The sequence below is a fragment of the Arthrobacter sp. AOP36-F1-5 genome (assembly GCF_058137995.1).
Window position 1 is genome coordinate 2,413,653 of sequence record NZ_CM176892.1, and the last position, 25,149, is coordinate 2,438,801.

At 67.3% G+C, this 25,149-nt stretch carries 26 protein-coding genes and 1 tRNA gene; 8 read left to right on the plus strand and 19 right to left on the minus strand.

Features of this window, described 5'->3' with window-relative positions:
• Positions 1 to 6 precede the first annotated feature (6 nt).
• Positions 7 to 1,614, minus strand: a complete 1,608-nt coding sequence (locus AC3ZI9_RS11085; RefSeq protein ID WP_444561740.1) for a carboxyl transferase domain-containing protein — start codon at positions 1,612 to 1,614, stop codon at positions 7 to 9.
• A gap of 160 nt (positions 1,615 to 1,774) precedes the next feature.
• Here AC3ZI9_RS11085 and AC3ZI9_RS11090 point away from each other — a divergent pair, with 160 nt between their 5' ends.
• Both AC3ZI9_RS11090 and AC3ZI9_RS11095 read left to right on the plus strand, forming a co-directional pair.
• A complete protein-coding gene (locus AC3ZI9_RS11090; RefSeq protein WP_444561741.1) occupies positions 1,775 to 2,419 on the plus strand; it encodes a TetR/AcrR family transcriptional regulator in 645 nt (214 codons plus the stop codon).
• A gap of 90 nt (positions 2,420 to 2,509) precedes the next feature.
• Positions 2,510 to 2,974, plus strand: coding sequence for a GNAT family N-acetyltransferase (locus tag AC3ZI9_RS11095; protein ID WP_444555377.1), 465 nt, complete (start codon positions 2,510 to 2,512; stop codon positions 2,972 to 2,974).
• Positions 2,975 to 3,057: 83 nt separating this feature from the next.
• On the opposite strand, the gene AC3ZI9_RS11100 is transcribed toward AC3ZI9_RS11095, so the two are convergent.
• Genes AC3ZI9_RS11100 through pdhA form a run of 3 tightly spaced genes read right to left on the minus strand, consistent with a single transcriptional unit; the run spans position 3,058 to position 6,602 of the window.
• Positions 3,058 to 4,470, minus strand: coding sequence for a dihydrolipoamide acetyltransferase family protein (locus tag AC3ZI9_RS11100; protein WP_444561742.1), 1,413 nt, complete (start codon positions 4,468 to 4,470; stop codon positions 3,058 to 3,060).
• Positions 4,471 to 5,478: an alpha-ketoacid dehydrogenase subunit beta gene (locus AC3ZI9_RS11105; RefSeq protein ID WP_444555375.1), complete on the minus strand. Its 1,008-nt coding sequence runs from the start codon at positions 5,476 to 5,478 to the stop codon at positions 4,471 to 4,473.
• Positions 5,475 to 6,602 (minus strand): pyruvate dehydrogenase (acetyl-transferring) E1 component subunit alpha, encoded by a 1,128-nt coding sequence (gene pdhA, locus AC3ZI9_RS11110; protein ID WP_444555374.1) that lies wholly within the window; start codon positions 6,600 to 6,602, stop codon positions 5,475 to 5,477. The genes AC3ZI9_RS11105 and pdhA overlap by 4 nt, the downstream gene beginning before the upstream one ends.
• 203 nt (positions 6,603 to 6,805) lie before the next feature.
• Between pdhA and AC3ZI9_RS11115 the strand changes: the two genes are divergently transcribed.
• Positions 6,806 to 7,300 carry an Lrp/AsnC family transcriptional regulator gene (locus AC3ZI9_RS11115; protein ID WP_444555373.1) on the plus strand — a complete coding sequence of 165 codons (495 nt, stop codon included), beginning with the start codon at positions 6,806 to 6,808 and terminating at the stop codon, positions 7,298 to 7,300.
• Here AC3ZI9_RS11115 and AC3ZI9_RS11120 read toward each other — a convergent pair.
• From AC3ZI9_RS11120 to AC3ZI9_RS11130, 3 genes are all read right to left on the minus strand, one after another.
• Positions 7,297 to 7,626, minus strand: a complete 330-nt coding sequence (locus tag AC3ZI9_RS11120; protein ID WP_444555372.1) for a hypothetical protein — start codon at positions 7,624 to 7,626, stop codon at positions 7,297 to 7,299. The genes AC3ZI9_RS11115 and AC3ZI9_RS11120 overlap by 4 nt on opposite strands.
• Before the next feature lie 128 nt (positions 7,627 to 7,754).
• On the minus strand, positions 7,755 to 9,392 hold the full coding sequence (locus tag AC3ZI9_RS11125) for a solute symporter family protein (RefSeq protein ID WP_444555710.1): 1,638 nt from the start codon (positions 9,390 to 9,392) through the stop codon (positions 7,755 to 7,757).
• On the minus strand, positions 9,389 to 9,700 hold the full coding sequence (locus AC3ZI9_RS11130) for a DUF485 domain-containing protein (protein ID WP_444555712.1): 312 nt from the start codon (positions 9,698 to 9,700) through the stop codon (positions 9,389 to 9,391). Before AC3ZI9_RS11130 ends, AC3ZI9_RS11125 begins: the two co-directional genes overlap by 4 nt.
• Before the next feature lie 348 nt (positions 9,701 to 10,048).
• Here AC3ZI9_RS11130 and AC3ZI9_RS11135 point away from each other — a divergent pair, with 348 nt between their 5' ends.
• From AC3ZI9_RS11135 to AC3ZI9_RS11150, 4 genes are read left to right on the plus strand one after another with little or no spacing between them, the layout of a single operon-like run.
• Positions 10,049 to 11,236, plus strand: a complete 1,188-nt coding sequence (locus AC3ZI9_RS11135) for a sensor histidine kinase (protein ID WP_444555709.1) — start codon at positions 10,049 to 10,051, stop codon at positions 11,234 to 11,236.
• Between the two features lie 35 nt (positions 11,237 to 11,271).
• Entirely contained in the window at positions 11,272 to 11,988 is a 717-nt protein-coding gene (locus AC3ZI9_RS11140) for a LytR/AlgR family response regulator transcription factor (RefSeq protein ID WP_444555708.1), read from the plus strand.
• Positions 11,985 to 12,371, plus strand: coding sequence for a hypothetical protein (locus AC3ZI9_RS11145; RefSeq protein ID WP_444555707.1), 387 nt, complete (start codon positions 11,985 to 11,987; stop codon positions 12,369 to 12,371). The genes AC3ZI9_RS11140 and AC3ZI9_RS11145 overlap by 4 nt, the downstream gene beginning before the upstream one ends.
• A complete protein-coding gene (locus AC3ZI9_RS11150) occupies positions 12,368 to 13,861 on the plus strand; it encodes a sodium/solute symporter (protein ID WP_489923584.1) in 1,494 nt (497 codons plus the stop codon). Before AC3ZI9_RS11145 ends, AC3ZI9_RS11150 begins: the two co-directional genes overlap by 4 nt.
• A 7-nt stretch (positions 13,862 to 13,868) precedes the next feature.
• Here the strand turns inward: AC3ZI9_RS11150 and AC3ZI9_RS11155 are convergent, their stop codons facing one another.
• The 6 genes from AC3ZI9_RS11155 to rpsB form a co-directional block, all read right to left on the minus strand.
• Positions 13,869 to 14,453: a DivIVA domain-containing protein gene (locus AC3ZI9_RS11155; RefSeq protein ID WP_444555705.1), complete on the minus strand. Its 585-nt coding sequence runs from the start codon at positions 14,451 to 14,453 to the stop codon at positions 13,869 to 13,871.
• Between the two features lie 81 nt (positions 14,454 to 14,534).
• On the minus strand, positions 14,535 to 15,485 hold the full coding sequence (locus AC3ZI9_RS11160; protein WP_444555704.1) for a phosphatidate cytidylyltransferase: 951 nt from the start codon (positions 15,483 to 15,485) through the stop codon (positions 14,535 to 14,537).
• 5 nt (positions 15,486 to 15,490) lie between these two features.
• Positions 15,491 to 16,048, minus strand: a complete 558-nt coding sequence (gene frr / locus AC3ZI9_RS11165; RefSeq protein ID WP_444555703.1) for a ribosome recycling factor — start codon at positions 16,046 to 16,048, stop codon at positions 15,491 to 15,493.
• Positions 16,049 to 16,128: 80 nt separating this feature from the next.
• A complete protein-coding gene (gene pyrH, locus AC3ZI9_RS11170) occupies positions 16,129 to 16,863 on the minus strand; it encodes a UMP kinase (RefSeq protein ID WP_444555711.1) in 735 nt (244 codons plus the stop codon).
• A gap of 166 nt (positions 16,864 to 17,029) precedes the next feature.
• Positions 17,030 to 17,869: a translation elongation factor Ts gene (gene tsf / locus AC3ZI9_RS11175; protein ID WP_444555702.1), complete on the minus strand. Its 840-nt coding sequence runs from the start codon at positions 17,867 to 17,869 to the stop codon at positions 17,030 to 17,032.
• 122 nt (positions 17,870 to 17,991) lie between these two features.
• Positions 17,992 to 18,903: a 30S ribosomal protein S2 gene (gene rpsB, locus AC3ZI9_RS11180; RefSeq protein ID WP_444555640.1), complete on the minus strand. Its 912-nt coding sequence runs from the start codon at positions 18,901 to 18,903 to the stop codon at positions 17,992 to 17,994.
• A gap of 412 nt (positions 18,904 to 19,315) precedes the next feature.
• On the opposite strand from rpsB, the gene AC3ZI9_RS11185 reads away from it, so the two are divergent.
• Complete coding sequence (locus AC3ZI9_RS11185; RefSeq protein ID WP_444555639.1) at positions 19,316 to 19,894, plus strand: M23 family metallopeptidase; 579 nt, start codon at positions 19,316 to 19,318, stop codon at positions 19,892 to 19,894.
• On the opposite strand, the gene AC3ZI9_RS11190 is transcribed toward AC3ZI9_RS11185, so the two are convergent.
• The 6 genes from AC3ZI9_RS11190 to AC3ZI9_RS11215 all read right to left on the minus strand — a co-directional run bounded on the left by AC3ZI9_RS11190 (position 19,830) and on the right by AC3ZI9_RS11215 (position 24,968).
• Positions 19,830 to 21,038, minus strand: coding sequence for a glycosyltransferase family 4 protein (locus tag AC3ZI9_RS11190; RefSeq protein WP_444555638.1), 1,209 nt, complete (start codon positions 21,036 to 21,038; stop codon positions 19,830 to 19,832). The two genes, AC3ZI9_RS11185 and AC3ZI9_RS11190, sit on opposite strands and share 65 nt — an antisense overlap.
• A gap of 100 nt (positions 21,039 to 21,138) precedes the next feature.
• Positions 21,139 to 21,212, minus strand: a tRNA-Met gene (locus tag AC3ZI9_RS11195).
• 69 nt (positions 21,213 to 21,281) lie between these two features.
• Positions 21,282 to 22,472 carry a glycosyltransferase gene (locus AC3ZI9_RS11200; RefSeq protein ID WP_444555637.1) on the minus strand — a complete coding sequence of 397 codons (1,191 nt, stop codon included), beginning with the start codon at positions 22,470 to 22,472 and terminating at the stop codon, positions 21,282 to 21,284.
• 88 nt (positions 22,473 to 22,560) lie between these two features.
• A complete protein-coding gene (locus AC3ZI9_RS11205) occupies positions 22,561 to 23,469 on the minus strand; it encodes a DMT family transporter (protein ID WP_444555636.1) in 909 nt (302 codons plus the stop codon).
• Positions 23,457 to 24,077: a CDP-alcohol phosphatidyltransferase family protein gene (locus AC3ZI9_RS11210; protein WP_444555635.1), complete on the minus strand. Its 621-nt coding sequence runs from the start codon at positions 24,075 to 24,077 to the stop codon at positions 23,457 to 23,459. The genes AC3ZI9_RS11205 and AC3ZI9_RS11210 overlap by 13 nt, the downstream gene beginning before the upstream one ends.
• A 96-nt stretch (positions 24,078 to 24,173) precedes the next feature.
• Entirely contained in the window at positions 24,174 to 24,968 is a 795-nt protein-coding gene (locus AC3ZI9_RS11215; RefSeq protein ID WP_444555634.1) for a phage holin family protein, read from the minus strand.
• Positions 24,969 to 25,149: the final 181 nt, after the last annotated feature.

The following is a 25,149-nucleotide window of genomic DNA, read 5'->3' on the forward strand; positions in this document are numbered from 1 at the left end:
GGGGGATCACATCCTGAAGACGCCGAACGAGGTGTCCGGCAGGGGTTCGGTGGCGCAGACGTCCAGGGCGAGGCCGAGCACCCGGCGGGTGTCGGCGGGGTCGATGATTCCGTCGTCCCAGAGGCGCGCGGTGGAGTAGTAGGGGTTGCCCTGGTCTTCGTATTGTTCGCGGATCGGCTCCTTGAAGGCCTCTTCCGCGTCCTCGCTCCAGGATTCGCCGGAGCGTTCGATCCCGTCGCGTTTGACCGTGGAGAGCACCGAGGCGGCCTGGGCGCCGCCCATGACCGAGATGCGGGCCGCAGGCCACATCCACAAGAAGCGCGGCGAGTAGGCCCGCCCGCACATCGAGTAGTTCCCGGCACCGAAGGAACCGCCGATGACGACGGTGAGTTTCGGGACCCGGCAGGTCGCCACGGCGGTGACCATCTTCGCGCCGTTCTTGGCGATGCCGCCGGCTTCGTAGTCGCGTCCGACCATGAAGCCGGAGATGTTCTGCAGGAACACCAGCGGGATGCCGCGCTGGTCGCAGAGTTCGATGAAGTGGGCGCCCTTGAGCGCGGATTCGGAGAAGAGCACGCCGTTGTTCGCCACGATCCCGACCGGGTGGCCGTGGATGCGGGCGAAGCCGGTGATCAGCGTGGTCCCGTAGCCGGATTTGAATTCGTGGAAGCCGCTGCCGTCGGTGATCCGGGCAATGACCTCGTGGACGTCGTAGCGGCCGTTGACGTCGACCGGGACCGCCCCGTAGAGCTGCTCGGGATCGGCGACGGGGTCCTTGGATTCGATGACGTCCCAGGCCGGTTCGGCCGGCGGCGGGAGCGTTTCGACGATGTCCCGGACGATCTGCAGGGCATGGCCATCGTCCTCGGCGATGTGGTCGCTGACCCCCGAGGTCTTCGAATGCAGTTCCGCCCCGCCGAGCTCCTCGGCCGTGACGACCTCGCCGGTGGCCGCCTTCACCAGCGGTGGTCCGCCCAGGAAGATCGTCCCCTGGTTGCGGACCATCACCGTCTCGTCGCTCATGGCCGGCACGTAGGCGCCCCCGGCGGTGCAGGAGCCCATGACCGCGGCGATCTGCGGGATCTTGCGGGCCGAGAGGTTGGCCTGGTTGTAGAAGATGCGCCCGAAGTGGTCGCGGTCGGGGAAGACCTCGTCCTGGCGGGGCAGGAAGGCGCCTCCGGAGTCGACCAGGTAGACGCAGGGAAGATGGTTCTCCAAGGCGATCTCCTGGGCCCTGAGGTGCTTCTTGACCGTCATCGGATAGTAGGTGCCGCCCTTGACGGTGGCGTCGTTGGAGATGACCAGGATCTGGCGGCCATGGACCAGACCGATCCCGGCGATGACTCCGGCGCCGGGGCAATCGCCGTCGTACATCCCCTCCGCGGCCAGCGGGGCGATCTCCAGGAACGGTGATCCCTCGTCGAGCAGCGCGTCCACGCGTTCGCGGGGAAGCATCTTTCCGCGGTCGATATGCCGGCGGCGGGATTTTTCGCTGCCGCCGCGGGCGACGGTATCCAGACGGTCACGCAATTCGGTCACGAGGGCGCGCTGGGCGGCGTCGTTCTCGGCGAAGACGTCGGCCGCCGGGTCCAGGTGGGAGGCCAGGGTTTCCATCGGTAGCTCTTCCTCGGCGTCGGGGGTGGTTGCCGTTCCACACGGAGACAACCAATAGTTTGAGTTAATAGGTACTAACTGAAATAGACGTTAGTATTCATTAACTGAAATGTCCAGCACCTCTTGTGGGCCAACTCACGCTAGCGGATGGAGTAGCGCCGTGCAGCAACAACCCGAGCCCCTGGCGGCGCCCGACGCGGTGAACGCCACCGGTGAAACCACGGGCCGCAGCCAGGCCAAGGCCTCACGCCGCTCCACCCTGCTGGCCGAAGCGGCCCGACTCTTCGCCACCCACGGCTACCACGGGGTCTCCATCGAGGACCTCGGCTCGGCGTCGGGCATCAGCGGCCCGGCCGTCTACCGCCACTTCCCCGGAAAGGCGGCGGTGCTCGGTGCCCTGCTCACCGAGGTCAGCCACGACCTGCACGACGGCGGAAGCGCCGTGGCCCGGGCCGGTGGCAGCCCCGAGGAGGTGCTCGGTGAGCTGGTCCGCTTCCATGCCGACTTCGCCCTGGGCCACCGCAATGTGATCCGGGTCCAGGATCGGGACATGGCCAGCCTGTCCGAGGCCGACCAGTCCACGGTGCGGCGTCTACAGCGCTCCTACATCGAGATCTGGGCCAGACAATTGCGGCTGCTCCACCCCGGGGAGGGCGAATCGGCGGCTCGTTTCCGGGCCCAATCGGTCCTGGGGCTGATCAACTCGACCCCGCACTCGGCCCACCGCTCCGATGCCGATCCGCTGACCCGGCGACGCCGTCTGGTCTCCATGGCGTTGGCGGCGCTGAAAGCCCCGGTAGGCTAGGCCCGCATCACAACGGTAGGCTGGGAGGAATCGCGTCCACCGGCCGGCCGGACCGAGAAAGAACACCGTTGTCGTAGAGAGGTACTGACCGTGAAGCTTCGCCCAGTTGAGCCAGCGGACCTGGATTGGTTCTTTGAACACCAGCAGGATCCCCAGGCCAATGTCATGGCCGCATTCACCGCCAAGAACCCCGCGGACCGAGGGGTGTTCGACCATCACTGGTCGCTGATCCTCAACGACCAGAAGGCCACCGTCCGGGCGATCGAGCAGGACGGCCGGGCCGTCGGCTACGTCATGGCGGACTCCCACGACGAAGTCATCGAGCTGGACTTCTGGACCGACAGGAAATACTGGGGGCAGGGGGTGACCACCGCCGCCGTGGACGCCTTCCTCAGCGAGATCACCGAACGCCCGATCCGGGCCCGCGTGGTCACGGACAACATCGGCAGCCAGAAGGTCCTGGAACGTCGTGGTTTCACGATCATCGGCGAGGTCGATGGTTTCGCCAACGCCCGGGCCGCGGTGGTGAAGGAATACATCATGGAACTGGCCTGAGGCCGCTTCCCTCCTGAGACGAAAAAGGGGCTGCCCCGCCGCGGATCCGCGGCGAGGCAGCCCCTTTTTCGGGCCCGGTCCGGCTAGAGCATCGTGATGAGCATGCCCGGATCGGACATGATCGTGCCCACGTCGGCCAGGAACCGCGATCCCTGTTCCCCGTCGACGACGCGGTGGTCGAAGGACAGGCTCAGCGTGGTCAGCTGACGCAGCACCACCTCCCCGTGGTAGCCCCACGGCTGTTCACGGACCTGCCCCAGGGCCAGGATGGCCGCCTCCCCCGGGTTCAGGATCGGGGTGCCGGCATCGATGCCGAAGACCCCGATGTTCGTGATCGAGAACGTTCCCCCGCGCAGATCCTCCGGTGCGGACTTGCCGGCCTTGGCCGTGAGCGCCAGATCACGCAGGGCATCGGCCATGGCCCTGAAGTCCAGACCCTGGGCGTCCTTGAGGTTGGGCACCATGAGACCACGGGGGGTGGCCGCGGCGATGCCGAGGTTGACGTAGTTCTGCTGGACGATCTCCCCGGCCGCGGCATCCCACCGGGAGTTCAGCGTCGGCTGGCGTTCGAGGGCGATGCAGACGGCCTTGGCCGCGATCGTCAGCGGGGTGAGCTTCATGTCCTGGTAGGCGCGGTCGGCACGCAGCCGGGCCAGCAGCTCCATCATGGGGGTCACGTCGAGGGTCAGGAACTCGGTGACATGCGGCGCGGTGAAGGCACTGTCCACCATGGCCTGCGCCGTATGCTTGCGCATCCCCTTGATCGGGCTGCGCACCTCGCGCGGTTGCCCTCCCAGGGTGCGTACTGCCCCGGCAGCCATTGCGCCGGACGGCAGGCCGGTCTCCCCGGTCGCGGAGGGGGAACCCGTCCCGGCCGGGGCCCCGGCAGCATGGGCTGCGTTGACGTCGTCCCGGGTGATCAGTCCGCGCGGGCCGCTGCCGTCGAGCCGCTCCAGGTCGAGGCCCAGATCACGGGCAAGCTTGCGGACCGGAGGCGTGGAGCGTGGTCGTTCCGCGGCAGCTTCACCCATCGCGGGGGCCGGCTCCGCCGGGGCCGCCTCGGGGGCGGGCGCTGCGGCACGAGGCGGGGCACCGACCGTCCCCTGGCGACGGGCCTTGCGGGCCGGACGCTTCCCGGTCTCGACCTCGGCGCCATAGCCCACCAAGGTGGGTTCGCGCTGGGCGGGAGCCTCGTCGGCGTCCTCCGGGGCCGCCGGGCCCACGGGCGAATCCCCGGACCCGGCCTCGCCGGGAACGTCGAAGGACACGATCGGGTTGCCGACCTCCACCACGGTACCGGGCTGTTCGTGCAACTCGGTGACGACCCCCGAATAGGGGCTGGGCAATTCGACGACGGCCTTGGCGGTTTCCACCTCGGCAATGATCTGGTTCAACTGGACGGAATCGCCCACGGCGATCTTCCAGTTGACGATTTCGGATTCGGTCAGTCCTTCGCCGAGATCGGGAAGCTTGAAAACCTTCAGCACTGTACTCATCTAGCCTTCCAGACTGCTCAGGGAGTTGGGACGGTCCATCACCCGGTCCACACCATCGAGGATGCGGTCCAGGTCGGGCAGGTGGTGCATTTCCAGCTTCGAATACGGGTAGGGGATGTCGAAGCCCGTCACCCGCACGGGGGCATGCTCGAGCTGGTAGAAGCAGCGTTCGGTGATCCCCGCGGTGATTTCGGCCCCGAGGCCCAGGTTCTGGCTGGCCTCATGGGTCACCACCAGGCGGCCGGTCTTCCTCACCGAGGCCGCGATGGTGTCGAAGTCGATCGGCGAGATCGACCGCAGATCGATGACCTCGACGGAGATATCGTCGTCCTCCGCTGCGGTGGCTGCCGCAAGTGCCGTCTTGACCTGGGCTCCATAGGCCACCAGCGTGACATCGGTGCCCGGACGGCGCACGGCGGCGCTGCCCATTTCGGGTCCCGTCAGGGCCGCCTCGAGATCGACGTCACCGCGCTCGTGATAGCGGCGCTTGGGCTCGAAGAAGACCACCGGATCATCACAGGCGATCGCCTGCTGCATCATGACGTAGGCGTCCTGCGGGGTCGAGGGGCTGACCACGCGCAATCCTGCCGTATGGGCGAAATAGGCTTCCGGGGACTCCGAGTGGTGCTCGGGGGACCCGATGCCCCCGCCGAAGGGGATCCGAATGGTCAGCGGCATGGAGACCATCCCGTGCGTGCGGTAGTGCAGTTTGGCGACCTGGCTGACGATCTGGTCGAAGGCCGGGTAGACGAAACCATCGAACTGGATCTCCACCACGGGCCTGAACCCGCGGTAGGCCATGCCGACGGCGGTGCCGACGATCCCTGATTCGGCCAGCGGGGTGTCGATGACCCGGTGTTCGCCGAAGTCCTTCTGCAGCCCGTCGGTGATGCGGAAGACCCCACCGAGCTTGCCGATGTCCTCCCCCATGAGAACGACCTTCGGGTCCGCTTCCATGGACTGGCGCATGCCCGCATTCAGGGCTTTGCCGAATGTCAGCTTGCTCATCGGGCACCCTCTTCCGTGGCCGACGAAGCGTCGGCGAATTGTTCCCGGTACAGCGCATAGTGTTCGCGCTGGCGGTCCAGGGCCGCATGCGGCTGCGAATAGACGTTCTCGAAGACCTCCATCGGCTCCGGGTCCTGAAGGCCGATGATGCCCTGGCGCAGGCTGGCGGCCACCGAATCGGCCACCTCCCCGGCGGCTGCCTTCAGTTCGGCCTCGTCGACGCCGAGGTCCACCAGATGCCGTTCGAGGCGTTCGATCGGGTCCTTGGCGGCCCAGAGGTCCAGTTCGTTGGCATCGCGGTAGCGCGTGGGGTCATCCGCCGTGGTGTGCGGGCCCATCCGGTAGGTCACCGCCTCGATGAACGTGGGGCCGTTGCCGCTGCGGGCCCGATCCAGGGCGATCCGGGTGGCCGCCAGGCAGGCCAGCACGTCGTTGCCGTCCACGCGCAGCGAGGGGATGCCGAAACCGGGTGACCGGTCGGCGATGTTGGTCAGGCTCTGGACCCCGACCGGTTCGGAGATGGCCCAATGGTTGTTCTGGCAGAAGAAGACCACCGGCGCCTGGTAACTGGCGGCGAAGACCATGGCCTCGTTGACGTCGCCCTGGCTGGTGGCCCCGTCACCGAAGAAAGTGATGGCCGCCTGCGACCCGCCGTCGTATTTGATGCCCATGGCATAGCCGACCGCATGCAGGGCCTGGGCCCCGATGATGATCTGCGGTGTCGCCATGTTCTTGCCGAAGGGGTCCCAGCCGCTGTAGGCGTTGCCGCGCCAGACGCGCAGGGTGTCCTCGGCGCTGATCCCGCGGCAGTAGGCCAGCCCGGTTTCGCGGTAGGAGGGGAAGATGAAATCGTCATCCTCCAGGGCCCGGCCGGCGCCGATCTGTGCTGCTTCCTGGCCCAGCAACGGTGGCCAGAGGGCGAGTTCGCCCTGACGCTGGAGCGCCGTGCCTTCCTGGTCGACACGGCGGATGGCCACCATGTCGGTATGGAGGCGGCGCAGGGCCTCCACCTCGATGTCGTCGACCCAGGGATCGAATTCCCCATGCGGGGTGCGGCGTCCGCTGGGGTCGATGAGCTGGATCAGCTCCTCGCCCCGCTCGCCGGCTGCCTGTGGATTAGTCATGGTCTGCGCTGCGTCCTTCGTTGTTCGTCGGCCGACTCGCTGGTTGCCGGATGGGTGATCCGGTGTCCGAACGGCGGGGCGGACTTCATCGTCGTTCCCTACCTGTGACGGTACTCACAAGACGCACTGCGCACAACCATCAATATATCTACTGAGCACTCTGCACGGTAACCACCCGGTAGTACCTGATAGCGTTGCGCACTATGGCTGACTTGGATGAGGTTGATCACAGACTGTTGGGGGCCCTGGCCCTGGACCCGAAGGCAACCACCGTGGCCCTGGCGACGACGCTGGGTCTATCGCGCAATACGGTGCAGGCGCGCTTGAACCGGCTGGAGAACCACGGGGCCTTCCTTTCCTTCGAACGCCGGGTCAACCCCGCGGCCCTGGGCTATCCGTTGACCAGCTTCGTCCACATCCACGTCCAGCAGAAGAAGCTCGGTGAGATCACCGCCGCGCTGGCCCGCATCCCCGAGGTCGTGGAAGCCCACGGGCTCAGCGGGACGGCCGATATCCTGGCCACCGTCGTGGCCCGCGGCGCCGAGGACCTCTTCCGGGTCAACGGCGCGATCCTGGACATCGACGGCATCGAACGCGCGGACACCTCGCTGTCGATGGCAGAACTGATCCCCCACCGGATGCGCCCGCTGCTGGAACGCGGGGCCGAAGGAGGCCCCTCGGCGACCGTCCGGAACTAATGGCGGATGCGCCCGGCTCCCCAGACGGCCACGGCGCACGCTCCGGCGATCAGGACCGACTGGAGCACCGCGTGCGGGACCGGCCGTCCGGCGACGGGCGCTCCCATGACGGTACCCAGGCCCGCGGAGGACATCACCGTGCCCACCCCGAGCCAGGACATCGCGGAGCCGGCGCTCAGGGAACTGGCCATGCTGAACGCCGAGACGGCACTACCCACCGATCCGATCGACCCGATGCTGCCCACCGAGCAGATCGACAGCACGGACCCGGCGCTACCGATGCTCAGGAACGAATCCTGCGAGGCGATGGACCACGAACTGGACATGGCCCCAGCGTAGTCCGGCGGGACCGCCCGGTGAAGGCCCTTCCCCGGTACACGGCAAGGAAGCCGGGTCCGCACTGGCGAACCCGGCTTCCGCCGTCGTCCCGGATCCGCGACCCGGGCTGGATGACCTAGTGGTCGGTGGCCTTCTCGGCACCGAAACCGGTCAGTGAACGGACCTCCATTTCGGCCTGCTTGGCCGGGTCTTCCTTCCGGTTGCTGAGCACGGTGCCCAACCAGCCCAGCAGGAACGCCAGCGGGATCGAAACGATGCCCGGGTTGCTCAACGGGAAGAACGCGAAGTCGGCGCTGGTGATCATCGAGGTCTCGGTGCCGGAAACGACCGGGGAGAACGCGATGAGGATGATCGCGGCGGCCAGGCCGCCATACATCGACCAGACGGCCCCCTGGGTGGAGAAGCGCTTCCAGTACAGCGAGTACACGATCGTCGGCAGGTTCGCCGAGGCGGCCACGGCGAAGGCCAGCGCGACCAGGAAGGCCACGTTCTGCCCCTGGGCGCCGATGCCACCGATGATGGCGGCGATGCCGATGACGACCACCGTGCGACGGGCGACCTTCATCTCCTTCTCCGGGGTCGTCTTGCCCTTGGCGATGACGTTGGCGTAGATGTCATGGGCGAACGAGGCCGCAGCGGTGATCGTCAGCCCGGCCACCACGGCCAGGATGGTCGCGAAGGCGACCGCCGAGATCACCCCGAGCAGGAGCGGTCCCCCGAGTTCGAAGGCCAGCAGCGGGGCCGCGGAGTTCACCCCGCCTGGGGCGTTGGTGATGCGCTCGGGGCCGATCAGTGCCGCAGCGCCGTAACCCAGCACCAGGGTGAACAGGTAGAACGCCCCGATGAGCCAGATCGCCCAGACCACGGACTTGCGGGCCTCCTTCGCGGTGGGGACCGTGTAGAAGCGCATCAGCACGTGCGGCAGGGCGGCGGTGCCCAGCACCAGGGCCAGGGCCAGAGAGACGAAGTCCAGCTTCGAGGCCTCCGAGACACCGTACTTCAGGCCCGGATCCAGCAGCGCCGGGTTGTTCGCGGTCTCCACGGCGTCACCGAGCAGGGCCGAGAGGTTGAAGCCGTACATGGACAGCACCCAGATGGTCATGACCAGCACACCGGCGATGAGCAGGCAGGCCTTGACGATCTGCACCCAGGTGGTGCCCTTCATGCCGCCGACCAACACGTAGACGATCATCAGCGCGCCCACGACGGTGATGACCAGCGACTGGCCCATCTTCCCGTCGATCCCCAGCAGCAAGGAGACCAGCGCACCGGCCCCGGCCATCTGGGCCAGCAGGTAGAACAGGCAGACCGACAGCGTGGTGATGGCCGCCGCGATGCGGATGGGCCGCTGCTTGAGCCGGAAGGACAACACATCGGCCATGGTGAACTTGCCGGTGTTGCGCAGCATCTCGGCGACCAGCAGCAGGGCGACCAACCAGGCCACCAGGAAGCCGATGGAGTAGAGGAAGCCGTCATAGCCGTTGATGGCGATCGCCCCGACGATCCCCAGGAACGAGGCGGCCGAGAGGTAGTCCCCCGCGATCGCCGTCCCGTTCTGGGTTCCGGTGAAGGAACGCCCGCCGGCGTAGTAGTCGGCGGCGGTCTTGTTGTTCTTGCTCGCCTTCAACACGATCACCAGGGTGACCCCGACGAAGAGCGCGAAGATGCTGATGTTGACGATGGGGCTGCCCACCGACGTCGATTCCGTCGCTGCGGCCAGTGGTGCCGCGGCGGTCAGGGACAGAAGGCTCATTTCAGGTCTCCTTCGTCGACGTTGGCTTCGAGTCGATCGCGCAGGGCCGTGGCCCTGGGGTCCAGCTTCCTATTCGAGAAGTGGACGTAGGCCGCGGTGATGCCGAAGGTCGAGACGAATTGCAGCAGTCCCAGCAGGAGACCGAGATTGATGTTCCCGATCACCTTGATGGACATGAAGTCGTGGGCGTAGTCGGCCAGAAGGACGTAGGCGAAGTACCAGACCAGGAAGGCGATGGCCATCGGGAAGATGAAGCTGCGTTGGGTTTTGCGCAGATCCTGGAACTCGTCGCTGGCCTGGACGGCCATGAATTCCTCGGACACTTGGTCCGGGGCGGGATCGGTCCGTAGGGCGGCGTCGGTGCCGTCCTGCGGAACAGGGTCCGGGCTGGTGGGGTGGGCCATTTTCTTCTCCTCAAGGGTGGTGGCATCCATCCGCCGCGGGACAAACCGTGTCCACACGCATCCTCGGCGGAAGAGTGACACCCATCACTCTCGGGCACCATCAACCGATAGTGAAGCGACCCGCAGCATGTCGTGGCCCAGCGGTGCGCCCCATGCGCCCAACGGTCATTGGTCCCGCCGAACGGTCGGGCCCGACACGGCCGTCGAAGCCGTCCCCCGACGACACCGCGGGCCGGCGTCTAGGCTGTCTGCATGCTCTCCGCCGCCGCCCAGACCACGCTGATCATCGCGATCATCACCATTGCCGTGGCCGTGGTCTACTACGTGGGGTTCCATGTGCTGCGCTCCTCCCGTGACCTGGGCACCGATGCCGACCGGGCGACCTACGAGACATTGCACCGGGTGTCCCAGGCGGCCCCGCATTTCAGCTCGGGGTTGCACTCCGAGGGGGCCGGACGGGCCGCCCGGCAACTCCGCGACGTACTCGGCTGCGAGGGTTTGGCGATCACCGATGCCGCGACGGTCCTGGCCCTGGACGGACCACTGGCCGATACCGTGTCCCGGGAGCCGGGCCGGATCGAAGGGCATTCGGCCGATGCCGTGCGCGCGGCCCGGACCCAGGTGATCCGTGGACCGGGGGCCGACGGCGTCTACGCCCCCATCCTGGTCCGCGGCAGCGCCGTGGGAACCGTCGTGGCCCTGGCCCCCCGGGCCAACGCCGGCCTGGTACGGGCCACCACCGAGCTGGCCGCCTGGGTGGCCGCCCAGCTGGGTCTGGCCGAGCTGGACGAATCGCGGGCCCTGCTGATGGAGGCCGAGGTCCGCGCCCTCCGGGCCCAGATCAGCCCGCATTTCATCTACAACAGCCTCAACGCGATCGCCTCGTTCATCAACACCGACCCGCAGCGGGCCAGGACGCTCGTCGTGGAATTCGCCGACTTCACCAGGTACTCGTTCCGCCGCCACGGGGACTTCACCACCCTGGCCGAGGAGCTGCAGGCCATCGACCGCTACCTCCTCCTGGAGAAGGCCAGGTTCGGCGAACGCATCAAGGTCTCGTTGGCGATCGCCCCGGAGGTCCTGAGCACCGTCATCCCGTTCCTGTCGTTGCAGCCGCTGGTGGAGAACGCGGTGCGCCACGGATTGGAGGGCAAGGCCACCGGCGGGCTGATCACCCTCACGGCCGCCGACGACGGGGAGTTCGCGGAGATCACCGTCGAGGATGACGGGGTGGGCGCGGATCCGGAGGAGCTGCGTGCCCTGCTGGCCGGGACGACCGACGGCGTTCATGTGGGACTGCGCAATGTCGACGTGCGTCTGCGCCAGCTCTACGGTGACGACCACGGGCTGGTCATCGACACCGCCCCCGGGGCAGGGACCCTGATCACCGTGCGTATCCCCAAATTCCAGCCCGGTTACGACGCCGGACCGCCGCTGTGAGTGCCCGGCAGGCAGGCTGTCCCTAGACTATGGGAATGATCAATGTCGTCGTCGCCGATGATGAGCTGCCGGCCGTCGAGGAACTGGCCTTCCTGTTGGAACGTGATGCCCGGGTGGGCCGGATCCACCGGGCGACCTCAGGGGCTGCTGCCCTGAAGGCGCTCCAGGAGTTCGACGTCGATGCCCTCTTCCTGGACATCCACATGCCCTCCCTGTCCGGGCTGGACATCGCCCGCGTGATTTCCCGCTTCAGCCGTCCCCCCGCCGTCGTCTTCGTCACCGCCGACGAGGCGCAGGCGCTGGAGGCCTTCGAACTGGCCGCCGTCGATTACGTCCTGAAGCCGATCCGTCCGGAACGGTTGGCCGAGTCGGTGCGCCGGGTCTGCGAACTGATCCAGGACGGCCCCCAGGAACCCGAGGTCGTCACGGTCGACCAGGGGGGAATCACCCGGATGATCCGGCGCGACGAGATCCGCTATGTCCAAGCCCAGGGAGACTATGCCCGCCTGCACACCGCCGATGCCAGCTATCTGATCAGGGTCCCGTTGAACGATCTGGAACAGCAATGGGGTTCCGCGGGCTATCTACGCATCCACCGCGGATACCTGGTCGCCATGGACCGGGTGGACCAGGTCAAGCTGGCTCCGGGCAAGGCCTCGGTCATCATCGGGGCCACGGAGCTGCCGGTGAGCCGACGCGCTCTGCCGCAGCTGCGCGAACAACTGGCGGCCAACCGCATCAGGCCTTCATGACCACCCCGGATTCCGGCCCGACCCCCGGCCCCTCCCCGCTCCCGGCCCGGGTCAGGGTCACCGCACCGGAGGGGGCGCCGCTGGGCATCGCCCGGCGTCGGGCCAGCCACGACCCCGCCGCGGAGTTCTACGTCAGATCGTTGATCCGCTCGCAATTGCGTCTGTCCCTGTCGGTGGCGTTGGGGTTCCTGCTGCTTCTGCTGTGCCTGGCCGTCGTGGTCACGTTCTGGCCGCAGATCCAGGACATCCGGTTGCTGACCATCCCGCTGCCCTGGCTGGTCCTGGGGGTCGGGGTGTACCCGATCATCCTGCTGGGCGCCTTCCTCTACAACCGGGTCAGCGCCCGCTACGAGGCACAGTATCTGGATGTGACCCGGGAATGAATGCCGGAACCTCGTTGCTGGCCATCGCCGCCGTCGTCGTCTCCACCGTCCTCATTGCCGTGCACGGGCTGCGCCTGTCGCGGACCACCGGCGACTTCTATGTCGCCTCGCGGACGGTCAAACCCTGGTGGAACGCCTCGGCCATCGGCGGGGAGTACCTCTCGGCGGCCAGCTTCCTCGGTATCGCCGGACTCATCGTCGTCTCTGGCCAGGACGCCCTCTGGTTCCCCATCGGATATACGGCCGGATATCTGATGCTGCTGCTCTTCGTGGCTGCCCCGCTGCGCCGGTCCGGGGCCTACACGGTCCCCGACTTCGCCCAGATCCGCTTGGCCGGCCGGACCGTCCGCCTGGTCACCAGCATCATGGTGGTGGTCGTCGGGTGGCTCTACATCGTCCCGCAACTGCACGGGGCCTCCCTGACCCTGGGGATCACCACCGGTCTGCCCGGATGGCTGGGGGCCGGCCTGGTCATGGCCGCGGTCTGCCTGACGGTGCTGGCCGGGGGGATGCGCTCGATCACGTTCGTCCAGGCCTTCCAGTTCTGGCTCAAGCTCGGCGCGCTGGCCATCCCCACGGTCTTCCTGCTCCTCCAGCTGGGCTTGACCGGCCAATCCCCCACGCAGGACGGCCTGGCCTTCGACCTGCCCCGGCAGGTGCTGGGACGAGCGGGCCTCTACGCGACGATTTCACTGATCGTGGCCTTGCTGTTCGGTACGCTGGGCCTACCTCATGTGCTGGTCCGTTTCTACACGAACCCCGATGGGGCCTCGGCCCGGCGTACGACGTCGATCGTACTGGGGCTGCTCTCCCTGTTCTATCTGTTCCCCACGGTCCTGGGGGTACTGGGCAGGGCCTATCTTCCGGAACTGGCCGCCGGGGGCAATGCGGACGCCACGGTGCTGCTGCTGCCCCACCGCATCGTCGGCGGGACCATGGGAAACCTGTTGACCGCCCTGGTGATCGGCGGGGCCTTCGCCGCCTTCATATCCACCACCTCGGGCCTGGTGGTCTCGCTGGCGGGGGTGATCAGCCAGGATCTCTTCGGCGGTACGGTGCGCGGCTTCCGCTATGCGACGGTGCTGGCCAGCGTCATCCCGCTGCTGCTGGCCCTGGGCACCAGCACGCTGGCCCTGGCCGGGGCCATCGGGGCGGTGTTCGCCTTCACGGCCTCCACGATCTGCCCGCTGCTGCTGCTGGGCATCTGGTGGCGTGGGCTCACGGCCGCCGGGGCCGTGGCCGGCATGCTCTCCGGGGCGCTGGCATGTGCCGCGGCCATGACCGCGGTTTCGGTGCTGCCCCGGCTCTCGGGGCTGGCCCTGGAGGTGGCCACCCAACCGGCGGCGTGGACCGTCCCGTTGGCCTTCATCGTCACGGTGCTCGTGTCCCGGGCCACCCGGGGCCCCTCGGCCGAAGCGACCACCCGGGTCATGACCCGCCTGCACGCCCCCGAGCGGACTACGGCGCCCGGCCCCGCGGGCCGGCACTAGCTGCGGGTCAGTCGATGGAGGCCATCAACTCCACGACACGGTCCAGGAAGGCATCGACCTGGCTCTCCTCGTATCCGTCCTGGCCCACGGCCTCGCGGAAGGCGATCCGGCGGACGGCATCAACGCTCATCGGCACGTCCTGCTCGAAGTAGGCCAGCAGCTGGGTGCACAGGGCGTCGACGTCCTCGACGTTGTAGCTCGGGGCATTGCGCCGGCTCGGACGACGGAACCGTCCCCCCGGCTCGCGGTGCAGGCGGCCACGCAGGATGGCCGAGAGCCGACCGACCTGTTCGAGCCAGGCGTCTTGGCCTTCGGTCTCGATCAGGGCGTCACGTTCACGCTGGGCGAAGACGTCCTCGAGGCGGTCCAGGGCCGCGTCGACCTCCTGGGCGGAGTATCCGCCCTTCTGCGGTTCGAAGGACGTCCGGCGCACCAGGTGGCTGGTGACCACGCTTTCATCGTCACCGGTCCCGTTGTAGGTCGCGCGGGCGCGGGACAGGAAATGGTCGACCTGCTTGACGTTGTAGCCGAATTCCCCGGAGTCGACCCGGTTGAAGGGGGCTTGGGTCTTCTGCTGGCTGTCCTGACTCAATTAACTTCCCTCAAGCTTGCACTGCACATGATGAACAATTCCCTGGTGGCCGGATCCGGCCACCACACTACTGGTCCCATCCTAGGGCAGCAGCAGGCCGATGGTGTCGTCCGCGCCGGGCAGCAGCAGCACCGAAATAATGTAACCGATGGGGATGGAGAAGACCACGGAGTCCAGGCGATCCATCACGCCGCCGTGGCCCGGAAGCAGGTTGCTCATGTCCTTGATGCCCAGCTCCCGCTTGACCATCGACTCGGCCAGGTCCCCCGCGGTCGCTGCGGCCACGGTCGCCAGGGCCAACGGGATCCCGATCCACCAGGGGCTCTCGAGGAGGAACACGACGCACAGAATGCCCACGATGATCGCGCCGACGCAGGAGCCGGCGAATCCCTCCCAGGATTTCTTCGGGCTGATCTTCGGTGCCATCGGGTGCTTGCCCATCGAGGCGCCGACCACATAGCCGAAGGTGTCGTTGGCGACGACCAGCAGCAGGACCACCGATACGAGGATCTTGCCGCGTTCCTGGAGCATCAGCAGGATGGCGAAACTGGCCAGGAACGGAACCCAGAGGACCACGAAGGTCGAGGCGACCACCGAACGGAAGGCCCCCGCGGCGCCCTCCACGATCCGCCAGACCAGCACCAGCAGGATGCTGCCGGCCAAGGCGAAGCCCAGTGCCTCCGCCCCACCCAGATAGGCGGAGAACGGAAGGACGATCCCGGCCACCGCCAAGGGAGGCAGGGGCACTTCGGTCTTCGCGGCCGTCAGCGCCCGGCTGACTTCCCATGAACCGACGACGGCAAAGAGCGCTATGATCCCCACGAATGCCAGCGGGAAGAAGAACAACCCCACCAGGACGGCCGCCAACAGGACCAGGCCGACGCCGATCGCCGCAGGCAGGTTCCGCCCGGCCTTGGAGGGCTTGGCGTCGAGTTCACGGCGTTGACGTCGTGACATGGGTCCCGGGGCCGTCTGGGGGGCTCCCGGCGCTTCGCCGTGGCCGCCGTCGGCGCCGTCGGGTTGCGTCGGCATGGGCATTAGACGTCCAGCAGCTCGGTTTCCTTGCGCTTGAGCATCTCGTCGATGACGTCGGTGGCCTTCTTGGTCAGCGCGTCCAGTTCCTTTTCGCCCCGGGCGCCGTCGTCCTCGCCGACCTCGCCGTCCTTGACCATCTTGTCCATCGATTCCTTGGCCTTGCGGCGGTGGTTGCGTATGGCCACCTTGGAGTCCTCGCTCATGCCCTTGACGATCTTCACGTAGTCCTTGCGCCGTTCGGCCGTCAGTTCGGGCAACGTGACCCGGATGACCTTGCCGTCGTTGGAGGGGTTCGCGCCGATCTCGGAGTCACTGAGGGCCTTTTCGATGGCCCGCAGGGCGGTGGCGTCGAAGGGGGTGATCAGGATGGTCCGGGCGTCGGGGACCCCGAAGGAGGCCAACTGCTGCAGCGGCGTCGCGGAACCGTAGTAATCGACCAGCACCTTGGAATACAGTCCCGGGTTGGCGCGACCGGTCCGGATCGTGGCGAAGTCCTCCCTTGCCGCTTCGAGGGACCGTTCCATCTTCTCGTTGGCGTCCTGCAGGGTTTCCTCGATCACTACTCTCTCCTTAAGAATCCGGGCCGCTCAGCGGTACCCGGGCTGTTTTCCACGCTCATCATTCATCCTATGCCACCGGACTAGACGGTGACGCGCGTGCCCCGGGCCTCGCCGCGGATGGCCCGGGTGACATTACCCTCGCCCTCCATGCCGAACACGAGCATTTCCAGCCCGTTGTCCTTGCACATGGTCATCGCCGTCTGGTCCATCACCCGGATGTTCTTCAGCAGGGCCTCGTCGTAGGTCAACGTGCTCAGGCGTTCCGCCGTCGGGTCCTTCTTCGGGTCGGCGGTGTAGACCCCGTCGACCCCGCTCTTGCCCATGAGCACGACGTCGGCCCGTACTTCCAGCGCCCGCTGGGCGGCGACGGTGTCGGTGGAGAAGTACGGCAGTCCGGCCCCGGCACCGAAGATGACCACCCGGTTCTTCTCCAGGTGGCGGATCGCCCGGCGCGGAATGTAGGCCTCGGCGACCTGGGCCATGCTGATCGCGGACTGGACGCGGGTTTCGACCCCTGCCTGTTCCAGGAAGTCCTGCAGGGCCAGGCAGTTCATGACGGTTCCGAGCATGCCCATGTAGTCGGCGCGGGAGCGGTCCATGCCCGACTGGGAGAGTTCGGCCCCGCGGAAGAAGTTTCCTCCCCCGACCACGATCGCGGTTTCGACCTCACCGACGGTGGCGGCGATCTGCTCGGCCACACCACGGACCGTCACGGGATCCACGCCGATGTTGCCACCGCCGAAGACCTCTCCGGAGAGCTTGAGCAGGACCCTGCGCCGGGTCCCGGCCTCGTTGGTGATCTGTGTCGTTTCGATCTGGGTGGTTTCTTCCACGGGGGGGCCTCCTCTGGCGGAGCCGGGTCCGCCGTCGTGCAGTGGTTCTGGAAAGGTCTGGGCGTGGCAAGGGGGCGGCCACCATAGTGGTGGCCGCCCCCTTGATCACTGCCGCTTGGGCGGGCGGAAACCGGCCGCCGTGTCGCTGCTAGGAGCCTACGCGGAAACGGGCGAACCCGGTAGCGTTCACGCCGGCTTCCTCGAGGACCTTGCCGACCAGCTTCTTGGAGTCCTTGGCGAACGGCTGGTCCAGCAGCACGATCTCCTTGAAGAACCCGGTGAGGCGGCCTTCTACGATCTTCGTCAGCGCGGCTTCGGGCTTGCCTTCGGCGCGGGCGGTCTCGTCGGCGATGCGACGCTCGTTGGCCACGGTCTCCGCCGGGACCTCCTCGCGGGAAAGGTGCGTCGGGGCCAGGGCCGCGGTGTGCACCGCGACGTCGTGGGCCACGGTGTGGGCTTCGTCGCCGGAGCCGTCAACGGCCATGAGCACGCCGACCTGCGCCGGGAGGTCCTTGGACGTCTTGTGCAGGTAGGCATCGACCGTGGCGCCTTCGAGGCGTGCCATGCGGCGTACCACGACCTTCTCGCCGAGGATGGCGCCTTCTTCGACGACGACGTCGGCGAGCTTCTTGCCGTTCACATCGGCGGCGAGCAGCGCATCCAGATCGGTGGCGCCGGTGGAGACGGCCACTTCGAGGACCTGATCGGCCAGTGCGATGAACTTGTCGTTCTTCGCGACGAAGTCGGTCTCGCAGTTGATTTCGATCATGTAGCCGACGGTGCCGTCGATGACCTTGGCGGCCACGAGGCCTTCGGCCGCGGAACGGCCCTCGCGCTTGGTGGCGCCCTTGAGGCCCTTGACGCGGATGACCTCGATGGCCTTCTCGGCATCACCGTTGGCCTCGTCGAGGGCCTTCTTCACATCCATCATGCCTGCGCCGGTACGTTCACGAAGCGCCTTGATATCAGCGGCGGTGTAGTTCGCCATGTGCAACCCCATTCTCAGTGGTGATCTAGCTTGTTCTTCCGGTGCCCTACCGGCGGGGACCCGCCCCGTTTCGAGCGGAGCCCGGGCCGTACGGCCCCGCCGGCTCCAGATGACCCAAGGTGTTACTTGGCGTCCTCGGCAGGCTTCTCGGCTGCTGCCTCGGGTGCTGCCTCGGCCGCTGCGGCGGCTTCCGCTGCAGGAGCCTCCGGCTCGGTCTCGGCGACCGGTGCTGCCTCTTCGGCGGCGGCCTTGGCCTCGTCCGACTTGGCGTTGCCCTCGAGCAGGTCGCGCTCCCACTCGGCCATCGGCTCTGCCGCGGCTTCGGTGTTACCGCTCTGCTTGTTGCTGCGGGCGATCAGGCCCTCGGCCACGGCGTCGGCGACGACGCGGGTCAGCAGGTTCACGGAGCGGATGGCGTCGTCGTTGCCCGGGATCGGGAAATCGACTTCGTCGGGATCGCAGTTGGTGTCCAGGATCGCGACGACCGGGATGTTCAGCTTCTGCGCTTCATCGACGGCCAGGTGTTCCTTCTTGGTGTCGACGACCCAGAGCAGCGACGGTGCCTTGGTCAGGTTGCGGATGCCACCGAGGTTGGTCTGCAGCTTGGTGAGCTCGCGGCGCATCAGCAGCAGTTCCTTCTTGGTGTACATCGAGCCTGCGACGTCGTCGAAGTCGATTTCCTCGAGCTCCTTCATGCGGGCAACCCGCCGGGAGACCGTGGCGAAGTTGGTCAGCATGCCGCCGAGCCAGCGCTGATTCACGTAGGGCTGGTTCACGCGGGTGGCCTGCTCGGAAATGGCTTCCTGGGCCTGCTTCTTCGTGCCGACGAACAGCACGGTGCCGCCGTGGGCGACGGTGGCCTTGACGAACTCGTAGGCGCGGTCGATGTAGGACAGCGACTGCTGGAGGTCGATGATGTAGATGCCGTTGCGCTCGGTGAAGATGAAGCGCTTCATCTTCGGGTTCCAGCGACGGGTCTGGTGGCCAAAGTGGACGCCGCTGTCGAGCAGCTGGCGCATGGTTACGACGGGCATGTCGCAACTCCTTCCGGCGGTAGCAGTCCGGTCCCGGCAGGGACCGCGGTAACCACCTGTTGTTTCGGTTGTGTGGCAATCCACCGGTCGGTGGTGCCCCTGGCATCGGCCACCGGAATCCGGCCCCCGCAGCCCACCGGGTTTCCGGACCGTTGGCTGCAGGTCCCACCCGTTGGATGCCGCCGGAAAGGCGGCCTCGAAAGGTGGAGACGCAATACGCGAAGTCAGTTCCAGTCGTTTCCTACCTGTAGGCACAGGCCTTCCACTCACAGAACTGCGATTAATAGTGTACTACAGCCGCGGGCCCCGGATGGACGGCGACGAGCCCTCCACGGCGGCCTCCACCCCGGGGTTTTCCCCGGCCGCATCCGAGGGGCTCCACGAGGCTACTGCGGCAGCACAGGATCGGTGCATGTCACTATCCCGGAAGTCGCGTTGGCCCCTGTTCCTGGTCCTGGTCCTGGCCTTGCTGGCCGGGGGTGGTCCGGCGGGCCCGATCGGCCCGGCCCGGGCGGACGGACCCACCCCCTCCGCCGGGTCCGTCCCCTGGTCCTGGCCGCTCGGCGGCCCCGAGGCGGTCCTGGATTCCTTCGTCGCACCCCCGGCGCTCTGGGCTGCCGGACACCGGGGGGTGGACCTGCGGTCCGCGACCGGGGCGGGGATCCGCTCCCCCGCCGCGGGCGTCGTGCGCTATGCGGGGGTGGTGGTCGACCGGGAGGTGCTGACCATCGACCACGGGGGTGGAGTGGTCTCCAGCTTCGAACCGGTGACCGCGGAGCTGGACGTCGGCGCCCGGGTCGTCCGCGGCCAGCAGGTCGCCACGACCGGAACCGGCGGGCACTGTGCCGGCGTCTGCCTCCACTGGGGAGTGCGGCTGAATGGTGAATACATCGACCCGCTGTCGCTGCTGATGGACCGGCGTCCGTCTATCCTGCTGCCGGTTCCTGCGGCGTCGCTCCGTCAAGGACCCGGCGGTAGACCGCGAGCATGAGTTCGGTCTGCCGGCTTTGCAGCAGGTTCCCGGTCTCCGCCGCATCGAGGGGTTCCCGACGGCCGTCCTGCAGGTCGGCGGCCGCCCGACGCAGGGTCCTGGCCAGTCCCTCTACCGTGTCGTCGTCGGTCAGCCAGAGCAGGTTCCGCGGCAGGTCCGCGGCAATGCGGTGATCGCTGAGCACGGTCGGGGTTCCCAGGGCCGCCGCCTCATAGACGGTCATGCCCTGGGTTTCGAACCCCTGCGAGGTCTGGACCAGCGCATCGCTGTGGCGCAGTTCCGAGAGCATCCGCTCATAGGGGACCCGGCCTTGGAAGGTGATGCTCGAGGCGGTGATGTCCGCGGCGATCCGTTCGGCACGCCGGCGTTCGGCGCCGTCGCCGAAGATCCGCACGTCGGCCCGGATCCCCGAGGCGCCCACGGCCCGCAGGAAGGGGATCAACCGCTTCTCCGCGCTGAAACGCCCGATCCAGACCAGCCGCGGGCGGGCCCGGTGAGCCTCCGACCGGGGTTCGGCCAACAAGCCCCGGGCCACGTCGTCGTCCAGCCCGGTGGGGATGACGTCGAGTCGTGGACACACCCCGTGTCCCTTCAATAGTTCAGCGAAATGGGTCGATGGTGCGGTGACCGCCGCGGCGCGGGAGGCAAAGCCCCGTAGATAGGTCCAGGCGTCGGCAGCCACCGGTTCGCCGGTGCGCAGCACCCGTTTCTGCATGAGCCCGAAACCGCGTTGGAACAGTCCCGGCAGCGGCATGGTCGCCCGCAGTCCGGCCTGAAGGTGGTTGTGCATGGTGTGCACCACGGGCACCCCGAGCATCCCGGCGGCGGCATAACCGATCGCGGCACCCCAGAAGTCGGCTTGGACGTGGTGCAGGTCCACGGGGCCGCGGGCCCGCAGGCGGGACACCAGGGTCTTGATGATGCGGGCGGTGGGCGGGGTCATCCCGTATTCCCCGGGCCCCAACCCGATCGTGGGCAGGGTGAGCACCCGGGGGTCGGTATCCGCGGCCCGCCCACGCAAGGCCGGGGCCACGACGGTCACCCGGTGCCCGGCACGTTCCAGGTATTTGCGCTGGAGTTGGACCGAGGTCTGCATCCCCCCCAGCGTGCCGGGATGCTGGTCGGTGAACATGACGATGTGCATGGTCCGCTGGTTCCTGGCCTTCCCGGTCGTTGTGCAAGAGGTGGCCGAGGTGCTGCCGACGGGGCCGGCCGGTACGCCATGGCGTACCGGCCGGAACACGTAGGGCGAGTGGGGCTTGAACCCACGACCCAGGGATTATGAGTCCCTTGCTCTAACCAACTGAGCTACCGCCCCTCGGCGCAGGCTGCCTGCGACCCTTGTCATCCTAATGGAAACCGCGGGCCCGGACGCCACGCGGCCGGCTCAGGCGACCAGGAAGTCGTCGGCGCCGGCACCCCGGTAGAGGGCCTCGAAGATATCCATCGTCTTGGCTTCGCTGTGCTGCTCGGCCTTCTTCAACCCGGCAGCGCCCATCCGCGCCCTCTCCGCCGGGTCCAGAGCCAGGATGGCATCGACCTTCTCCGCCAGTTCGCGCGCATCTCCGGGGGTGAACAGGTGGCCGTTGACGCCGTCGTCCACCAGATGCGGCAAGGCCATGGCATCGGCCAGGACCACCGGGGTGGAGGCCGATAGTGCCTCGAGGGTCACCAACGACTGCAGTTCGGCGGTCCCCGGCTGGCAGAACACATCGGCTTGCAGATAGCCGATCCGCAATTGTGCATCCTCGATATGGCCGGTGAAGTGCACCCGGTCCTCCAGCCCCAGTTCGGCGACCCGGCGTTCGAGCGGGCCGCGTTGTTCCCCGCTGCCGACGATGGTCAGATGTGGTGCCGGGTCGCTCCGCATCAGGCCCAGGGCCTGGACGAGCACGTCGACGTTCTTTTCCACGGCCAGCCGTCCCACGAACAGGATCATCGGGTGGTGGGACTGCGGCACCTCCTCCCCGGCGTCGAGCTGGTAGTTGGAGGCGTTGATGCCGTTGGACAGCGGCAGGACCCGCCCCAACCGGGCATGGGTCATCATGGCGCGTGCCGCCAGCGGCGTGGGCGTGGTGACCACGGCGGCCTTGCCCATGATCCTGCCCATGTCGCGCCAGGAGTTCCGGGCCACGATCCGCTTGAACCACTTCGGGAACGGCAGGAACGGGTCGAGGTTCTCCGGCATGAAATGGTTGGTCGCCACGGTCCTGATCCCCCGCTTTTCGGCTTCGTTCACGGCCGCCTGGCCCACCATGTAATGGCACTGCACGTGCACGATATCGGGTTTGATCTCATCCAGGATCGCCCCGATGTCCCGTTTGGCTTCCCAGGGCAGGCAGAGACGCAGCGTCGATTGGGTGGGTTGGCTATGCGAGCGCAGCCGGTGCACGGTCGCCTCGCGGCGGTGCTCCACGACCCCGGGGCCGTTCACGTCACGGGCGGCCACGACGTGGACCGTATGCCCACGGGCCTGCATGGCCGTGGCCAGCCGATGGGAAAAGACCGCCGCCCCGTTGATGTCGGGCGGGTAGGTATCCGCAGCAATCAGGATGGTCAGGGGTTTGTCACCGCTCACTGGGGGCTGGCTCCTGCTACTCGGGGTTTGGTCTGGATCCTCTGATGGCACCACGTGCGGCGGATCCGCAGGCCCCGGCCCGCTGGGCCTAGCGTCCCGTGCCCGCCTGCCGGCGTCGTGCCTCTTCCTGCCGTTGCAACACATCGGGATGATGGCGCGACAACGCAGTGACACCCACGATAGCAATGAGAGCCGCCCCGACCATGGACATCGCCACGACCGGATGCACATCGGGACGCAACTCACCCAGGATGCCGATACCGACGGCGATGCCGATCATCGGGTCGATGACGGTCAGTCCGGCGATCACGAGTTCGGGCGGGCCGCTGGAATAGGCGTTCTGCACGCAATAGGTGCCCAACAGACCGGCCACCACCACCGCGAGGATGACATACCAGGCGATGTTGCCCAGGAACCTTCCGTTGGGATCCATCAGCCCGATGGCGATGGTGCGCACCAGCACGGCGACGAAACCAAAGAGCACCCCGGCGCCCAGGATGTAGACGAAGGCGCTGATGCGCCGCCTGAAACCGAGCAGGACCGCGGTGAGGATCGCGACCACGACGGCCAGCAGCAGCACGGTGGCCTGTTCCTGCTGACGGCTGATGGCGTGGGTGCTGGCGGTGACGTTGATCGCCAGCAGGACGAAGCCGATGCTCCCGCTCATGCAGGCGGTGATGGCCAGCACCGTGGGCCGGTTGATGCGGATGCCCTGGTCGCGGGCGTTGACCACGGTGGTGATGACCAGGGCGATCGCTCCGATGGGCTGCACCACGGTCAGGGGCGCGCTGGCCAGCGCGTAGACGTTCAGCACCATCCCGACACCCATGAGTGACAGCCCCAACATCCAACGGGGATTGAGCAGCAGCTTCAGGATGCCCCGGGAGGACACCGCGAGGCCACCGCTGCTGGCCCGGACCGCACTGCTCTGGCGCTGTGTGCCGAACGCCAGGAAGAAGGCTGCCATGACGGCGCAGGCGACGGCTATCCAGACCATGGTCCCCCGGATTTCAGGGTGCGCGCCCTGCGGTGGGCCCGGCGGAAGTAGAACACGGCCGCCACCACGTGCAGCACGCACCCCACCGCCAACAGTGCGATCGCCACGGTCTCGAGCACCCTTCCGGGGGCGGCATCTACCCGGCTCAAGAGCAGCAGGGGCATGGCCAGCAGCAACAGGGCGGTGCGGATCTTCCCCAGGTTGCTCACGGGCTGGTTCGGGTTCCCGCGGGCAAGGATCACCGTGCTGGTGATCAGCAGGACATCGGGGATGATGATCGCGTAGGCCAGCCAGGCCGGGGCGATCCCGTCGACGACGAACACCACGATGACCACGATCAGGGCGACCCGGTCGGCCACCGGGTCAAGCCATTTGCCGACCGTGGAGATCTGGTTGAGCAGCCGGGCGACGTACCCGTCGATCCAGTCGGTGGCCCCCAGGACGACCAGCACGATGGTCGCCCACCCATAGCGGTCCGTCTGGACCATCCAGACGAAGACCGGAACCAGTCCGAACCGCAGGACGGTGATCAGGTTCGGCAAGGTCCAGAACGTGGTGAGCTCGCGGTATTCGAGGTCATCACGCCCCCCGGCGCCGATGATCTTCACGCGTGCTTCCCTTCTCCCCGGAGGCTACGGCCCGTCCCGGGACCGATCGGTGCTGGTCGAACCACTCGAAACGGCCCTCAGACGGGACCCGTCACCTCAAGACTTCCGGAGCTTGCGCACGAACGCACCCAGGGCGACCAGCGAGGCCCCCATGAGGGCCAGCGGCTGCCAGCGCTCCTTGAACAACAGCGAGGCGTCGCTGGGAACCTCCTGGTGGGTCCGCTCGTGCAGTGCCTGGCGGGCCCGGAGCTTGCCGTCCTGGGCATAGGTCTTGGCGGTCTCGGACTTTTCCTTGGCCTGGCGCTTGACGTCGAGCTTCGGGGCCAGGTCGTCGCGGATCTCGGCCAGATGCTCGCGGCGTTCCTGCGAACGCTTGAGCAGTTCGTTGTAGGGCACCGGCGCGGGCTTGTCCTCGTCCTTCTTCTTTTTCTTGTCCTTCTTGGCTTCCTCGTCCTTGGGCTTCTTCTGGTCCAGCGTGGACGGGTCGAAGGAACGGCCCTGCTTGGCGACGCCGAGGTCGTATTTGACCCCCCGGATGGCGTCCTCGGGGATCAGCGGCATCTGCTTCTTGATCTTCATGACGCCGATCAAGGCCAGGATCGCCGCGACGATCAGGAAGAAGGCAGCGACCATGAGTGCGGCAAGCCATGGTTTGAAGACCAGACCCAACGCCAGGATCCCCGACGTGATGAGCGCAACGATCATGAACGTGATGAAGACGAGGCCCACGACAGCCAGGCCGGCACCGATCCCCGCCTTGACGGCCTTGCTCTTCATCTGGGCGATGGCGAGCTGGATTTCGTCATTCAGCTGCTTGGGCACCAGTCGACCGACGATCTTCATGAGGCCGGTGAACGACGATGGGCGACGTCCGGACGTGGTTCGTGTCATCCTGATCCTCCTTCGGTGGCGGCCCAGACGGGCCTGTGCACTCAAAAACCTACCATCTTGCCTGCATACCGGGGCTACTCGGGGGTAGACAACGTTCCTTCCAGCGGTCATGATCGCGCCCCCGAGCGCCTGGGCCGAAGGGCGTCGCTGCCACCTCGCAGCCCCGGTATAGGCTGTGGAC

Bases quoted from the DNA above. Each gene is read 5' to 3' on its own strand.
- AC3ZI9_RS11125 (WP_444555710.1), bottom strand. From the start codon at position 9,392: ATGAGCCTTCTGTCCCTGACCGCCGCGGCACCACTGGCCGCAGCGACG.
- pdhA (WP_444555374.1), bottom strand. From the start codon at position 6,602: ATGACTAATCCACAGGCAGCCGGCGAGCGGGGCGAGGAGCTGATCCAG.
- AC3ZI9_RS11140 (WP_444555708.1), top strand. From the start codon at position 11,272: ATGATCAATGTCGTCGTCGCCGATGATGAGCTGCCGGCCGTCGAGGAA.
- tsf (WP_444555702.1), bottom strand. From the start codon at position 17,869: ATGGCGAACTACACCGCCGCTGATATCAAGGCGCTTCGTGAACGTACC.
- AC3ZI9_RS11100 (WP_444561742.1), bottom strand. From the start codon at position 4,470: ATGAGTACAGTGCTGAAGGTTTTCAAGCTTCCCGATCTCGGCGAAGGA.
- AC3ZI9_RS11145 (WP_444555707.1), top strand. From the start codon at position 11,985: ATGACCACCCCGGATTCCGGCCCGACCCCCGGCCCCTCCCCGCTCCCG.
- AC3ZI9_RS11105 (WP_444555375.1), bottom strand. From the start codon at position 5,478: ATGAGCAAGCTGACATTCGGCAAAGCCCTGAATGCGGGCATGCGCCAG.
- AC3ZI9_RS11150 (WP_489923584.1), top strand. From the start codon at position 12,368: ATGAATGCCGGAACCTCGTTGCTGGCCATCGCCGCCGTCGTCGTCTCC.
- AC3ZI9_RS11135 (WP_444555709.1), top strand. From the start codon at position 10,049: ATGCTCTCCGCCGCCGCCCAGACCACGCTGATCATCGCGATCATCACC.
- AC3ZI9_RS11120 (WP_444555372.1), bottom strand. From the start codon at position 7,626: ATGTCCAGTTCGTGGTCCATCGCCTCGCAGGATTCGTTCCTGAGCATC.
- AC3ZI9_RS11190 (WP_444555638.1), bottom strand. From the start codon at position 21,038: ATGCACATCGTCATGTTCACCGACCAGCATCCCGGCACGCTGGGGGGG.
- AC3ZI9_RS11215 (WP_444555634.1), bottom strand. From the start codon at position 24,968: ATGACACGAACCACGTCCGGACGTCGCCCATCGTCGTTCACCGGCCTC.
- AC3ZI9_RS11115 (WP_444555373.1), top strand. From the start codon at position 6,806: ATGGCTGACTTGGATGAGGTTGATCACAGACTGTTGGGGGCCCTGGCC.
- rpsB (WP_444555640.1), bottom strand. From the start codon at position 18,903: ATGCCCGTCGTAACCATGCGCCAGCTGCTCGACAGCGGCGTCCACTTT.
- AC3ZI9_RS11130 (WP_444555712.1), bottom strand. From the start codon at position 9,700: ATGGCCGTCCAGGCCAGCGACGAGTTCCAGGATCTGCGCAAAACCCAA.
- AC3ZI9_RS11085 (WP_444561740.1), bottom strand. From the start codon at position 1,614: ATGGAAACCCTGGCCTCCCACCTGGACCCGGCGGCCGACGTCTTCGCC.
- AC3ZI9_RS11205 (WP_444555636.1), bottom strand. From the start codon at position 23,469: ATGGTCTGGATAGCCGTCGCCTGCGCCGTCATGGCAGCCTTCTTCCTG.
- AC3ZI9_RS11160 (WP_444555704.1), bottom strand. From the start codon at position 15,485: ATGCCGACGCAACCCGACGGCGCCGACGGCGGCCACGGCGAAGCGCCG.
- AC3ZI9_RS11185 (WP_444555639.1), top strand. From the start codon at position 19,316: ATGTCACTATCCCGGAAGTCGCGTTGGCCCCTGTTCCTGGTCCTGGTC.